The following is a 14,333-nucleotide window of genomic DNA, read 5'->3' on the forward strand; positions in this document are numbered from 1 at the left end:
CACGCGGGCAAAAAGAAAAGTTTATATAAAATTCCCTCCTGACAACAGTCTGGCAGGAGGGACCAATTCAAGTCAAAAGATCAGGCTGCAAAATCGTTTTGCGTGCCGTGTGCTTCGATAGCCTGCGCAAGACGTTCCAGCGCATGAACATAAGCGGCGGTCCGAAGACTGACATTATGTTGTTTCGCGTGGTTCCAGATGGCGCGTCCCTCGCGTTCCATGATGGTTTTGAGGCGTTCATGGATTTCTTCGAGCGTCCAGTAATAACCCTGACGATTCTGAACCCACTCGAAATACGAAACCGTCACGCCACCGGCGTTTGCCAGAATATCCGGCAGCACAATCGTGCCGTTCGCAGCCAGAATCTTGTCAGCCTCAGCGCTCACAGGACCATTGGCAAGCTCGACAATCAACTTGGCTTTGATGGAACCGGCATTCTCGGCATGGATCATGTTTTCCATCGCGCTTGGCACCAGAACATCGCAATCCACGGCAACCAGTTCACTGGCGGTAATGGCTTCATGCCCCCTGGTGCCAGCGGTGGAAACAACCGATTTGTTCTGTGCCTTGGCTTCCAGAAGGGCATCAAGATCAAGCCCATCAGCGCAGTAGACGGCTCCTGATGAATCCGAAACGGCAACGATCTTGTGGCCATCGCTGGCCATCAGCTTTGCAATAAACTGACCGGCGTTGCCAAAACCCTGAACCGTGACGCGAAGCTGCTTTGAGAGGCCGAGGTCATCTGCAAGATGGCGCACCAGATAAAAGCCGCCGCGTGCTGTCGCATCGTTACGACCCAGAGAACCGCCCAGTGCCAGCGGCTTGCCGGTGATAACAGCGGGCGAAGACTGGCCGACGATCTGCGAATACTCGTCTGCCATCCAGCCCATAATCATCGAGTTGGTGTAAACGTCCGGTGCCGGAATATCGCGATCTGGGCCGATAATGCCGGAGAAAGCCTGAATATAGGCGCGCGACAGACGCTCCAGTTCAGCTTTCGAGAGCTGACGCGGATCAACCTGAATGGCACCCTTGCCGCCGCCATAAGGCAGGTTCATGACCGCGCATTTGAAGGTCATCCAGAAAGCGAGCGTTTCGACTTCTTCAGCGGTTGCTTCGGGATGGTAGCGAATGCCGCCTTTGGTCGGTCCGCGCGTGTCGTCATAACGGCAGCGCCATGCAAGAAAGGATTTGCGCGATCCATCATCCATGCGGATCATCAACCGCACTTTCATGGTTTCGCGGGCGTATTTCAGCTTTTCGATAACATCCGGATCGATATTGATATGACTTGCAGCCTCATCAAGACGAACGAGAGCGCTTTCGAGTATATTCTCCTTAGTCATAAAATCACCTTTCTTGCTTTTATCCCTCTTTAAAGGGGTGTTTATGAGCGCTTGAGTAGCGCTTCACGCAATAAAAGAAAAGAGAAAAGGACAATATTGTTGTCCTATTAGTATGAAATCTTTTTGAAGATTTCTAATGTGGTGTCTTTTACGAAATACGAAGAACGAGCGGCCCAAAGGCCTTGTGGCGACAATGTCGCGAAATGGTGGTCATGTCGTATTTGTGTCGTCTTTTGACGCAAGTCTGCTGTCGATTTTATGCGCTACCCAATACAAATCTCGTCAGAGGTTTTTCATGCGCCACAGGAGAGCATGAACCGTAAGACTGGTGGTTTGTATATGTCCCGCTTTTCGTTAGCTTCCATCGTTGGCAATGCGCTGTCCGGCAACAAGAACTGGAAACCGCAATGGCCGAATGCCGAACCCAAGGCCGAATATGATGTGATCATTGTCGGTGCTGGCGGGCATGGTCTGGGTGCAGCCTATTATCTGGCGAAAGAGCACGGCATCACCAATGTTGCGGTGATTGAAAAAGGCTGGCTTGGCGGCGGCAATACCGGTCGAAACACCACCATTATCCGCTCCAACTATCTCTATGACGAGAGCGCACATCTTTACGAACATGCGATGAAACTGTGGGAAGGGCTTAGTCAGGACCTCAATTATAACGTTATGTTCTCGCAGCGCGGCGTGATGATGCTGGCGCACACCGTGCATGATGTGCAGAGCTTCAAGCGGCACATCCATTCCAACCGTCTCAATGGCATCGACAATGAATGGCTGACCAAAGAGCAGGCGAAGGAATTCTGCCCGCCGCTCGATATTTCAGCCAATGCGCGCTATCCGGTTGTTGGTGCCACCTTGCAGCGGCGCGGTGGTGTTGCCCGTCACGATGCGGTTGCGTGGGGCTATGCACGTGGTGCGACGGAGCGTGGCGTCGATATTATTCAGAATTGCCCGGTAACGGCTATTCGTCGCGATGCCTCTGGTCGTGTGACCGGCGTTGAAACGCCGCGCGGTTTCATCAAGGCGAAGAAGGTGGCGGTGTCGGCTGCTGGCAGCACATCGGTTGTTATGGATACGGCCGGTGTGCGTATGCCGCTTGAAAGCTATCCGCTACAGGCGCTTGTATCCGAGCCGGTCAAGCCGATCTTCCCTTGCGTGGTCATGTCCAACACGGTCCATGCCTATATCAGCCAGTCCGACAAGGGCGAGCTGGTGATTGGTTCGGGTACTGATCAGTATGTCTCTTATAGTCAGCGCGGCGGTCTGCCGTTGATCGAGCATACGCTGGCTGCCATCTGCGAAGTTTTCCCGATTTTCACCCGTATGCGCATGTTGCGCAAATGGGGTGGTATCGTTGATGTTACGCCGGATCGTTCGCCGATCATTGGCAAGACGCCGGTGCCGGGCCTTTATGTCAATTGCGGCTGGGGTACGGGCGGTTTCAAGGCGACGCCGGGTTCTGCCAATGTCTTTGCGCATACGATTGCCCGTGACGAACCGCACTGGATCAATGCACCGTTTACGCTTGAACGCTTCACCACCGGTCGCCTGATCGACGAAGCGGCTGCTGCCGCTGTGGCGCACTAAGGAATAGGGGAAACACAAAATGCTTCTTATCCGTTGCCCTTATTGCGAGATGGAACGTCCTGAACTGGAATTCGCTTATGCAGGTGAAGCGCATATCGCGCGTCCAGCCGACCCCTCGACGCTTTCCGATGATGAATGGCGTGATTTCCTGTTCACACGCTCCAATCCACGCGGCACCCATTATGAACGCTGGCGGCATATCAATGGCTGCGGTCGCTTCTTCAATGCGGTGCGTGACACGGTGAGCGACAAGTTTGTCACCACCTACAAGGCCGGTGAACCCCGTCCTGCTTTGGCAGAAACTCCGGCTGCGGAGACAAAATAATGACCGATATGCGCATTCATAACAAAGGCCGTGTCAATAAGGCCAAATCCGTACGGTTCAGCTTCAATGGCAAATCCTATGCGGGTTTTGAAGGCGACACGCTGGCCTCCGCTTTGCTTGCCAATGGCGAGCATCTGGCCGGTCGTTCATTTAAATACCACCGTCCGCGCGGTATTCTTTCCGCAGGTTCCGAAGAGCCGAATGCGCTGATGGGCGTCTCAAGAGGACCGGGTCGCTACGAGCCGAATACCCGCGCAACGGTGCTCGAACTCTATGACGGTCTGAAGGCCGAAACGCAGAACCACTGGCCGTCGCTGAAACACGATGTCGGCGCGATCAATGATGCGCTCTACATGTTCTTCTCGGCAGGCTTTTACTACAAGACCTTCATGTGGCCGAAGAGCTTCTGGAACAAGGTCTATGAGCCTTTCATCCGTGGCGCTGCCGGTCTTGGCAAATCGCCATCCGAACCGGACCCAGACACTTATGCCAGCCGCTATGCTTTCTGCGACGTGCTGATCGCCGGTGGCGGACCTGCCGGTCTGGCGGCTGCTTTAGAGGCCGCAAAGAGCGGCGCAAAAGTTATTCTCGTTGATGAGCAGGCTGAGTTTGGTGGCTCGCTTTTGTCCGAACCAGAGCCGGTTATCAATGGCCGCGCAAGCTGGGACTGGCTCAATGAGACGATCGCTGCACTCAAAGCCAATCCGAATGTCACGCTTTTGCCGCGCACAACGGCCATTGGCTATTATCATCAGAACATGGTCGGGCTTTGCGAGCGCCTGACCGATCATCAGGCAAAGCCCGCCACCAATGCGCCGCGTGAACGTATGTGGCGCGTGCGTGCAAAGCAGGTAGTTTTGGCGCAGGGCGCTATCGAAAAGCCGCTGGTCTTTGCCGGCAATGACCGCCCCGGCGTGATGCTGGCTTCCGCGGCACGCACCTATCTCAACCGCTATGGCGTCAAGGTCGGCAATCAGGCGGTTGTCGTCACCTCGCATGACAGCGCATGGCTTGCAGCTTTTGATCTCGCGGTTGCAGGCGTGAAAATTCCGGCCATCATCGATGTGCGTTCAAGCGTTGCCGACAGCCTTATCAATCGCGCAAAAATGCTCGGCATTGAAACGCTGACCGGCTGGACCGTGACGGATACAGGCGGACGCCATCGCGTATCGTCCGTGCGTGCTAATCCGGTTTCCAATGGTTCGGTCGGTGCTGCGCGCAAGATCGTCTGCGATGTGCTGCTGATGTCTGGCGGCTGGAATCCGAGCGTGCATCTTTTCTCGCACACCAAAGGCTCGCTGATCTGGGACGAGGCGCGCCAGATCTATCTGCCGGGCGAACGCACCGAGGAAAGCCGCTGTGCCGGTGCAGGCAATGGCAACTTTGATCTACAGGCCGCTCTTCGTGAGGGTGCGGAAGCGGGTGCTGCCGCTGCGAAGGATGCAGGGCATAAAGCCAAGGCATCGGAATATGCGGTTGCCGGTGATTTCATCTGCGATGGCATCAGCGTGCGCGAACTGCCAACGGATCGCGATCCGGGCAAAGCCAAGGCTTTCATCGATTTCCAGAACGATGTGACCGCGAAGGATATTCGTTTGGCTGTGCGTGAAGGCTTCCACTCCATTGAGCATGTCAAGCGCTATACTACCAATGGCATGGCGACAGATCAGGGCAAGACCTCGAACATCAACGGTCTGGCTGTTGCAGCCGATGCGTTGAAGCGCCCAACGCCGCAGGTTGGCCTCACGACCTTCCGTCCGCCTTATACGCCAACAACCTTTGGCGCTTTCTGCGGTTATAATCGTGGGCCACTGTTTGATGTCACGCGCAAGACGCCAATTGACGCTTGGGCCGAGCAGCATGGCGCAGCTTTCGAGCCGGTTTCGCTGTGGCGCCGCGCATGGTACTTCCCGAAAACTGGCGAAGACATGCATCAGGCTGTGGCGCGTGAATGTCGTGCTACACGTGAATCATTGGGCATGTTCGACGCTTCAACGCTCGGCAAGATCGAAGTGGTTGGCCCGGATGCGGCTGAATTCATGAACCGTATGTATACCAATCCATGGACGAAACTTGGTGTCGGGCGCTGCCGTTATGGTCTGCTGCTCGGCGAAGATGGCTTCATCCGCGATGACGGTGTTGTTGGTCGTCTGACACAGGACCGCTTCCATGTGACCACCACGACCGGCGGTGCAGCTCGCGTTCTTAATATGATGGAAGATTATCTCCAGACTGAATGGCCGGACTTGAAGGTCTCGCTCACATCGACCACGGAACAGTGGGCTGTGGTGGCAATCAATGGCCCGAATGCACGTAAGCTCATTGAGCCAATGGTTGAAGGTCTGGATATTTCCGATGAAGCCTTCCCGCATATGTCGGTGGCGGAATGCAAATTCCTTGGTGTGCCTGCACGTCTGTTCCGCATGAGCTTCACCGGCGAACTCGGCTATGAAATCAACGTGCCCGCTCGTTACGGTCTTTCGCTGTGGAAGGCGCTTTATGAGGCGGGTCAGCAATATGACATTACGCCCTACGGCACCGAAACCATGCACGTTCTGCGCGCGGAAAAAGGCTATATCATTGTCGGTCAGGATACGGACGGCACGGTAACACCGGATGATGCAAGTCTTGGCTGGGCTGTTGGCAAGCAGAAACCGGATTTCGTCGGCAAGCGTTCGCTGACACGCCCCGACATGCTGAAAAAGGATCGCAAGCATCTGGTCGGCCTTCTAACCAAAGATCCAAAGCTGGTGCTCGAAGAAGGTGCGCAGATTGTCGCCGATCCAAAGCAGGCTGTTCCGATGACGATGCTTGGCCATGTCACGTCGGCTTACTGGAGCGAGGCGCTTGGCCGGTCTATCGCCATGGCTGTGGTATCGGGCGGCAAGGATCGTATGGGCGAAACGCTTTATATGCCGATGCCGGATGGTAGCGTACATGAAGCAGTTGTTTCGGGTATGGTTTTCTATGATCCCGAAGGCAAGAAGTTAAACGGATAAGGATTGAACCATGCTTGTTGAGACAAAACCTTATTCGAACCGCAAGGTTGTCATTCCCGGTCGTCTGGAAATCTTTGCTGCAGAAGATGCAGCCCGTTTCATTCTGCGCATTGCGCCTGAAAAACTGGGCTTGGCTGAAAAGGCACTGGGCGCAAAAATTCCGGCTAAAGTCGGTGGTCTTATCCGCACAGATGATATTGCGGTTGCCTGCATCGGACCGGATGAATGGTATATCTGGGCAGACGAAAGCAGAGGCGCAGCCATTACACAGGCTTTTGCCAAGCTTTATGAAAATGAGCCGCATAGCCTGACGGAAGTCAGTCACCGCGAAACCGGCATCGATATTTCCGGTTCCAAGGCCGAATGGCTGCTCAATGCCGCTTCGCCGCTTAATCTTGCCGAGATGCGGCATCCGGGTGCTGCCCGAACAATCTTCGATCACGCCCAGATCATTTTGTTGAAATGGGATGCCGATCATTACCGCATCGAAGTGTGGAATTCGTTTGCAGATCATGTGTGGACTTTGCTGGAACTGGCCAGCAATGAAGTCTGATTGATCCCCTGTGTTACTGAAAACGCCGCCCAACCGGGCGGCGTTTTTGTATTCTGCGCTTCATTTCGGTCTTGCCTTCCATTAATCCATATGTGAAGACTATATTCACATAAGAAATTCATGAGGAGGGGATTTCCCAATGTCGGAAAGCGAACTGCCGCTGAGCGGGCTTGTCGTTGTCGATATGAGCCAGTTTCTGTCGGGGCCTTATTGTTCGTTGCGTCTGATGGATCTGGGCGCACGTGTCATCAAGATTGAACGGCCCGATGGCGGCGACCTTTCGCGCCGACTTTATCTGAGCGACACGGAAATTGGCGGCGATTCCACGATTTTTCATGCGATCAATCGCGGGAAAGACAGCCTTGCGATTGACCTCAAAAATCCCGACGATCTCAACGCGCTGAAGAAACTTCTCACACAGGCCGATGTGCTGATCCAGAACTTCCGTCCCGGTGTTATTAAGCGTCTTGGCCTTGATTACGAGGCCGTTCAGCAAATCAACCCGCGTCTCGTCTATGCATCAATCAGTGGCTATGGCGAAGAGGGGCCATGGGTCGGGCGTCCGGGACAGGACTTGCTGGCGCAGGCACGTTCGGGCCTGATGTGGCTCAATGGTGATGAGGGCCAAGGCCCGGTCCCTTTTGGTCTTGCGGTCGCCGATATGCTGGCAGGGGCTGCGGCTGCACAAGGTATTCTCGCAGCATTGGTGCGCCGTGGCATCACAAATAAAGGCTCGCATGTCGAAACCAGCCTTCTCGAAGCACTGGTCGATTTCCAGTTTGAAGTGCTGACCACCCACCTGAACGACGGTCGTCGTCTGCCAAAGCGTTCTGAGTTCCGTAGCGCCCACGCTTATCTTTCAGCACCCTATGGGGTTTATCCGGCGTCGGACGGCTATCTGGCGATTGCCATGATGCCGATTGCGAAACTCGCACCCCTGCTTGAAACAGATACACTTGCGCCTTTCATGGACGATCCGAAGATTGCATTTGCACAGCGCGATGAAATTAAACGTCTGATTGCTGCGCGTATTGCGGAGAAAACCGTCGATGAGTGGCTCGCCATTCTGGAACCGGCCGACGTCTGGTGTGCCCGCGTTCTCAATTGGGAAGAACTGCTCAAAAGCGAAGGGTTTGCGACCCTCGACATGCTGCAAACAGTCACCCGTGCGGATGATGTTTCCATCACCACGACGCGTTCGCCGCTGCGCATCAATGGGCAGCGCCCGAAGGTCGCACGCGCCGCGCCGCGCATTGGCGAAAACAGCAAAGAAATTCGCGAGGAATTCGGACTATGAGCACGATTAAGCTGAAAGGCATGACCTGGAGCCACCCGCGCGGCTATGATCCGATGGTTGCGGGTGCTCAACAATGGCTTGCTGACAAGGGCGTTGAAATCGAGTGGGAAAAGCGCTCGCTACAGGATTTCGAGACCTTTCCGGTTGAGGAACTGGCGCGCAATTTCGATATGATCGTGATCGACCATCCGCATGTCGGCCAGATCACTAAAGAAGGCTGTCTGCTGCCGCTTGATGTTCCGGGGCGCGAAGCGGAACTTGCGGCGCTTGCCGATGGCTCCGTGGGCCAATCTTTTCCAAGCTATAACTGGCAAGGCCGGCAATGGGCATTTCCAGTGGATTCAGCGACACAGGTTCAGGCATGGCGTCCTGACCTGATGGATGATCCGGCCATTTCATGGGGCGAAGTGCTGCGTCTTGCCCGCGCTGGCAAGGTGCTTTTGCCCCTGCGCTCACCGCATTCGTTGATGAGCTTTTATACACTCGCCGCCAATGCCGGAACACCTTGCTCAGTGGAAGGCGAACTGATCTCTGTTGAGGATGGCTCACACGCTTTCGAACAACTGCGCGAACTGGCTTCGCTGGTTGCGCCTGAATGTTTCGGCATGGATCCGATTGCCGTGTTTGAAGAAATGGCAGCGCCGGACTCTGAAATCGCCTGCTCCCCGCTGATTTACGGCTATGCGAATTACGCCATGCCGGGCTTCCGTGACCGGCTGATCCGCTTTGCCGATATTCCATCGGGCCCGGCGGGTGTTGCGGGTTCTGCTCTGGGGGGCACGGGCATTGCCGTTTCAGCCTTCAGCAAACATCCGCAAGCCGCGATTGATTTTGCTTATTGGATCGCGAGCGGTGACGTGCAAAAGGGGCTTTATGCTGCTTCCAACGGCCAGCCGGGGCATGCGGGAGCCTGGGAAGACGATGCAGTCAATGCTGCGACGTTAGGCTTTTATCGCGACACCCGCTCGACGCTGGAAGGCGCATGGGTGCGTCCGCGTCACGATGGCTATATGCCGTTTCAGGAAGCGGCCTCCGAGCGCATCAACAAGGGCTTGCAGCAAAACGAAAAGGCGGAACATGTCGTCGCCGATCTTAACCGGCTTTTCCGCGCAAGTTTTTAATCAAAAAATATTGGGCTGGCGATCAACTCGCCAGCCCAATCAGTTTATAGCTTCCAAAGGCGCCTTGCATTATCCGCAAGCAGCAGCGCCTTTTCGTCTTCGCTGCATCCTTTAATCAGCGCATGGGTTGTCGCCACCCATGTGGAAAGACCGGCATCGACATTGCTCGCTAAGGTGCAGACCGGCCAATCGCTGCCCCACACGATCCGCTCCCAGCCGAAGGACTGAATCACATGCTCGACATAGGGGCGCAGGGTCTCGACCGTCCAGCTTTCAGGCTTTGCATAGGCGACCACACCTGAAATCTTGGCGACCACATTATCGCGCTGCGCAATCTCGGTGATGCCCTTCTGCCAGACTTCCAGCGCGCCCGATTTGATGTCCGGCACGCCGCAGTGATCAAGCACGAATTGCAGGTCCGGTGCGAGGTCGGCCAGTGCCAGAACCTTGTCAATCTGATGCGGGAGTGCGCAGAGATCAAAGGTCAGGCCCGTGCTTTGCAGCCGCTTGATATTTTCGCGAAACAAAGCACCTTCTGAAAGTGCGTCCGGCACCACATGCAGCACACGGCGAAAACCTTTGATAAAGGGATTGCGCAGGCTCTGCTCCAGATACGCGGCAAATCCCGGTTCCTCCGGGCGACATGAGGCTATTGCACCTTTGATGAAGCCACCATTGGCGATGGAAATATCCTGAATATGCTTGGTTTCAGCTTCAATCGCATCCGCTGCAACGTCCACTTCCATATGCAATGCGGCATGAATGCCGCAGCGTTCTGCCTGTTGTCTGTATGTCTCAAACAGGAAGTCGCGGTTGAGCGCAGGCACGTCCGCAAGCCATGGATAATTGAGCGTGCTTTTGTCAATCAGATGCAGATGCGTATCGATAATCATAAAAACTCTCCTCCGATTGCATAATTTCAAAAAAGAAGAGAGTTTTCAAATACGAATTTACTCTTTAGCCTTAATCAGTTGTGCCAATATCTGATCCGACGAGCCTGGACAGATCTTTGACGGTTTTTTGCAGCAGGCTGATGGTCTGGGTAATGTCAGGCGCGGAAGCTGAATTCACCAAAGTCACATAGGGGCAGGTGAGGGCTGCAATACAGGAACCATCCGGCCCGAGAATGGGTGCGGAGAGGTTATAGACGCCCGCAACCTGTGCACTGGGCATCATTTCATAGCCGCGCTCACGGATTTGGTCGAGCCGCTCATAGAAGCTTTCATCGAGATTGCCGCTTTCGCCGTGTTTGACATATTCGGCGATCATCATCTTGCGCTCTTCCGGTGTGCGGAAGGCGAGCAGCACATGACCGGATCCTGTGTCAAACAGGCTGATATGTGAGCCGACGCGGATCGAAATACCCCAGTATTCCGGGGCTTCCTGCTGCGCAATCACCACAACGGAACCGCGATCAAACACGGCCAACTGGTTGGCCTGCCGTGAGCGATCCGCAAGTTCGCGCATGAAGGGGGTGGCAAAGGAAGCAAGTCTGCGTACCGGCGCATGAAGATGCGCAAGGCCAAATAGCTTGAGCGTCAGCGAATAGCGGTCACCTTCGAGCTTGGTCACGTAACCACGCTTCACCAGACGGTCCAGCATCCGGTAAAACTCGTTGGGGCTGCGGTCGAGATATTTGGCAATCTCGGCCTGACTCAAACCTCCATCGACACTGGCCAACAATTCGAGAATGTCCAGTCCTTTATCGAGTGCAGGAGCGCGATAACGATCGTCTGTTTCCAAGTTCAGTCCCCTTATGAATATCTCATTTTATATGCGAATACCGCCGGCGATGAAAGACGGGATCATATCGAAAGCGCCTTGACCCATTGTGAATATTATGTTTGCATATAAATATAGAATTCACAATTGGGGGCGGATATGGGAGTGTCCGTCATGAGGAGGAAAGCATGAGGAATTTTACGACTTCTGTGCTGGCAGGTTCTGTTCTGCTGGCGACAGGGATGATTTCTGCGGGGGCGGCCGATCTTCCGGGTAAATTCGAAGGCGTTACAATCAACGCCAAGCTGATTGGTGGCCAGCAATATGAGGCGCTTTATTCGCGGATCGCTGAATGGGAAAAAGCGACCGGCGCAAAGGTCAATATTCTCTCCAAGAAGAACCACTTCGAGCTCGACAAGGAAATCAAGTCGGACATTGCATCCCGCTCCATCAACTGGTGCGTCGGCTCCAACCATTCCTCATTTGCCCCGCAATATCCTGACCTTTATGCAGACCTGAACGGCTTGCTTCCCAAAGAGGAACTGGAAGGCTTTGTTCCGTCCACGATCAAAGCTTCCACACTCAACGACAAGCTGGTTATGCTGCCGCGCGCGCAGTTTGACGTTTCGGCGCTCTATTATCAAAAGAGCCTTTACGAAGATGACGCCAAGAAGGCGGCTTTCAAGGAAAAATACGGCTACGATCTCGCACCGCCTAAGACCTGGAAAGAAGTGTCCGATCAGGCGGTATTCTTTGCTGATCCACCGAATTTCTACGGCACACAGTTTGCAGGCAAGGAAGAAGCCATCAATGGCCGCTTCTATGAAATGCTGGTCGCTGAAGGCGGCGAATATCTGGATGCTGACGGCAAACCAGCTTTTAACTCAGAAGCCGGTGTACGTGCGCTCGACTGGTTTGTTAATCTCTATAAAGACAAGGCTGTTCCGGCTGGCACCACCAATTATCTCTGGGATGAGCTGGGTGCTGGCTTTGCGTCGGGCACCATTGCGCTCAATCTGGACTGGCCGGGCTGGGCAACCTATTTCAACGATCCAAAGTCGTCGAAAGTTGCTGGCAATGTCGGCGTTGTGGTTGCACCTGAAGGTTCCGCTGGCAAGCGCACGGGCTGGTCAGGTCATCATGGCTTCTCAGTCACAGAATCCTGTGACAACAAGGATGCTGCTGCATCGCTTGTCTGGTTCCTGACCAATGAAGACTCGCAGAAGCAGGAATCAGCCGCAGGCACGTTGCCAACTCGTACTGCTGTCTGGGATTATGTGATCGAGCAGGCCGCTTCTGATCCATATAAGAAGGAAGTGCTCTCCGTGTTCCAGGAAACGGCAAAGACCGCGTTCCCGGTTCCGCAGACCCCATCATGGATCGAGATTTCCAATGCTGTCTATCCTGAACTTCAGGCAGCTATCCTTGGCGACAAGACCTCACAGCAGGCACTTGATGATGCAGCCAAGAAGGCAACGCTGATCCTTGAGGATGTAGGCGAGCTGTAACCTCGTTTAATACCCCCGTGGCTCGCCTTTGGAAAACCAATGGCGGGCCGTTTTGACAGGGTTTCCCGCTGATACACCGCCTCGGAAGAACAATGTTTAAACGAATTTCCCCGCCGGTTTTGCTTTTGCTTCCGGCCTTCATCATTCTCGCAGCGGTGGTTTTGTTTCCCCTCGCGCTTTCACTTTATTCAAGCTTCACGCCTTTCCGGCTGACGCGTCCTGACAGCCTGTTTACCTTTATCGGCCTGCGCAATTATCAGCGCATCATGACCGACTGGGTGTTCTGGGCTGCATTCATTCGCACGGTGATCTTCCTCACCATTGCGCTCAATCTGGAAATGCTGCTCGGCCTTGGTCTGGCGCTGCTCATCAACAAGGCCACCCATGGCCAGCGCCTTTTGCGCACACTGATGATGTTCCCGATGATGTTCTCGCCGGTTCTGGTCGGCTTCCAGTTCAAGTTCATGTTCAACGACAATATTGGTCTGGTGAACAATGCGCTGCAATCGTTAGGCATCACCAGTCAGGCTATTCCGTGGCTGATCGACGGCAATCTGGCGCTGTTTGCCATTCTGCTGGCAGAAGTCTGGATGTCCACTTCGGTATTCGCGATCCTCATTCTTGGCGGTCTTCTGTCGATGCCGCAGGATCCGGTGGAAGCGGCGCGTGTTGACGGCTGCACGCCATGGCAGACATTCCGCTATGTCATCTGGCCTTATCTGATGCCGTTTGCGTTCATCGCAATGACCATTCGTTCGCTCGATGTGGCACGCGCTTATGACATCGTGAAAATCATGACCGATGGTGGCCCCGCACGCCGCACCGAGTTGATCTGGACGCTGGTCGGACGCACCGCCTATTCGGATGCGCAGATGGGGCTTGCCAATGCCATGGCCTATGTCGCGATCCTGCTTTCGATCCTCTTCACCGTAATGTTTTTCCGCAAGCTTGCAGCTGCACGCGCGCAAATCGGAGCGGAGTGGTAATCATGGCTCACGCAACACTCTCTAATGATCAGCATCGCCTGCTGCGCCGCGTCAAAAAAGTCGCCTATCTCATTGGCCTGTTTCTGGCGATGGCGATCATCTGCCTGCCCGGTCTGTGGATCGTGCTTTCGTCGCTGCGTCCCCCCGTTGAAATCATGGCAAAGCCTCCGGTCTGGATTCCGCAGGAAATCACGCTCGATGCTTATTATGCGATGTTCTCAGGCGCAGGCGGTGGCGGTATTCCGGTCTGGGATTATTTCCGCAACTCGCTGATTATCTCGGTCACATCGACCCTTATTGCGCTGGTTGTCGGTGTTTCGGGTGGCTATGCCTTTGCGCGCTTCCGCTTCTTTGGCAAGTCGACGACATTCCTTGGTCTCATGCTGACGCGTTCGGTGCCGGGTATAGCGCTATCGTTGCCGCTCTTCATGCTCTATTCGCGTATTGGCATCATCGACACGCATTTCGGCCTGATTATCACCTATGTGGCGCTCAATGTGCCTTTCACCATCTGGCTGATCGACGGCTTCTTCCGTCAGGTGCCAAAAGACTTGGCGGAAGCAGCGCAGATTGATGGCTGCACACGCTGGCAGGCTTTCTGGCAGGTGGAGTTTCCACTGGCTGGTCCGGGCATTGCGACCGCAGGCATCTTCGCTTTTCTCACCTCATGGAACGAATATGCGCTGGCTTCCCAGCTCACCCGTTCTATTAATTCCAAGACCCTTCCTGTTGGTCTTCTCGATTACACCGCTGAATTCACCATCGACTGGCGTGGCATGTGCGCGCTGGCGGTCGTGATGATTATTCCGGCGCTGACCCTCACATTCATCGTTCAGAAGCATCTTGTTGCTGGCCTGACGTTCGGCGCGGTTAAAGGTTGATA

12 protein-coding genes are annotated in these 14,333 nt (G+C 54.7%); 9 read left to right on the top strand and 3 right to left on the bottom strand.

Annotation, left to right across the window (positions count from 1 at the left end; all coding sequences use genetic code 11):
• Nucleotides 1–80 precede the first annotated feature (80 nt).
• A complete protein-coding gene (locus ABE527_RS01735; RefSeq protein ID WP_499695900.1) occupies nt 81–1,346 on the bottom strand; it encodes a Glu/Leu/Phe/Val family dehydrogenase in 1,266 nt (421 codons plus the stop codon).
• Nucleotides 1,347–1,685: 339 nt separating this feature from the next.
• Between ABE527_RS01735 and ABE527_RS01740 the strand changes: the two genes are divergently transcribed.
• The 6 genes from ABE527_RS01740 to ABE527_RS01765 all read left to right on the top strand — a co-directional run bounded on the left by ABE527_RS01740 (nt 1,686) and on the right by ABE527_RS01765 (nt 9,234).
• Nucleotides 1,686–2,939: a sarcosine oxidase subunit beta family protein gene (locus tag ABE527_RS01740; RefSeq protein ID WP_499696315.1), complete on the top strand. Its 1,254-nt coding sequence runs from the start codon at nt 1,686–1,688 to the stop codon at nt 2,937–2,939.
• A 19-nt stretch (nt 2,940–2,958) separates the two neighbouring features.
• Complete coding sequence (locus tag ABE527_RS01745) at nt 2,959–3,264, top strand: sarcosine oxidase subunit delta (RefSeq protein ID WP_007873390.1); 306 nt, start codon at nt 2,959–2,961, stop codon at nt 3,262–3,264.
• A complete protein-coding gene (locus ABE527_RS01750) occupies nt 3,264–6,263 on the top strand; it encodes a sarcosine oxidase subunit alpha (protein WP_499695901.1) in 3,000 nt (999 codons plus the stop codon). Before ABE527_RS01745 ends, ABE527_RS01750 begins: the two co-directional genes overlap by 1 nt.
• A 10-nt stretch (nt 6,264–6,273) precedes the next feature.
• Nucleotides 6,274–6,816 (top strand): sarcosine oxidase subunit gamma, encoded by a 543-nt coding sequence (locus tag ABE527_RS01755; RefSeq protein WP_499695902.1) that lies wholly within the window; start codon nt 6,274–6,276, stop codon nt 6,814–6,816.
• Nucleotides 6,817–6,955: 139 nt separating this feature from the next.
• Nucleotides 6,956–8,113, top strand: coding sequence for a CaiB/BaiF CoA transferase family protein (locus ABE527_RS01760; protein ID WP_499695903.1), 1,158 nt, complete (start codon nt 6,956–6,958; stop codon nt 8,111–8,113).
• A complete protein-coding gene (locus ABE527_RS01765; protein ID WP_499695904.1) occupies nt 8,110–9,234 on the top strand; it encodes an ABC transporter substrate-binding protein in 1,125 nt (374 codons plus the stop codon). Before ABE527_RS01760 ends, ABE527_RS01765 begins: the two co-directional genes overlap by 4 nt.
• Nucleotides 9,235–9,278: 44 nt before the next feature.
• Here the strand turns inward: ABE527_RS01765 and ABE527_RS01770 are convergent, their stop codons facing one another.
• Together ABE527_RS01770 and ABE527_RS01775 are read right to left on the bottom strand one after the other, a co-directional pair.
• Complete coding sequence (locus ABE527_RS01770; protein WP_499695905.1) at nt 9,279–10,127, bottom strand: amidohydrolase family protein; 849 nt, start codon at nt 10,125–10,127, stop codon at nt 9,279–9,281.
• Between the two features lie 70 nt (nt 10,128–10,197).
• A complete protein-coding gene (locus tag ABE527_RS01775; protein ID WP_265983833.1) occupies nt 10,198–10,992 on the bottom strand; it encodes an IclR family transcriptional regulator in 795 nt (264 codons plus the stop codon).
• Between the two features lie 152 nt (nt 10,993–11,144).
• On the opposite strand from ABE527_RS01775, the gene ABE527_RS01780 reads away from it, so the two are divergent.
• From ABE527_RS01780 to ABE527_RS01790, 3 genes are all read left to right on the top strand, one after another.
• Entirely contained in the window at nt 11,145–12,464 is a 1,320-nt protein-coding gene (locus tag ABE527_RS01780; protein ID WP_265982809.1) for a type 2 periplasmic-binding domain-containing protein, read from the top strand.
• A 92-nt stretch (nt 12,465–12,556) separates the two neighbouring features.
• Nucleotides 12,557–13,450 carry a carbohydrate ABC transporter permease gene (locus ABE527_RS01785; RefSeq protein WP_499693362.1) on the top strand — a complete coding sequence of 298 codons (894 nt, stop codon included), beginning with the start codon at nt 12,557–12,559 and terminating at the stop codon, nt 13,448–13,450.
• A gap of 2 nt (nt 13,451–13,452) precedes the next feature.
• Nucleotides 13,453–14,331: a carbohydrate ABC transporter permease gene (locus ABE527_RS01790; protein WP_265982813.1), complete on the top strand. Its 879-nt coding sequence runs from the start codon at nt 13,453–13,455 to the stop codon at nt 14,329–14,331.
• Nucleotides 14,332–14,333: the final 2 nt, after the last annotated feature.

Source organism: Brucella sp. TWI432 (assembly GCF_039674445.1).
In the GTDB taxonomy this organism is placed as follows: domain Bacteria; phylum Pseudomonadota; class Alphaproteobacteria; order Rhizobiales; family Rhizobiaceae; genus Brucella; species Brucella chromiisoli.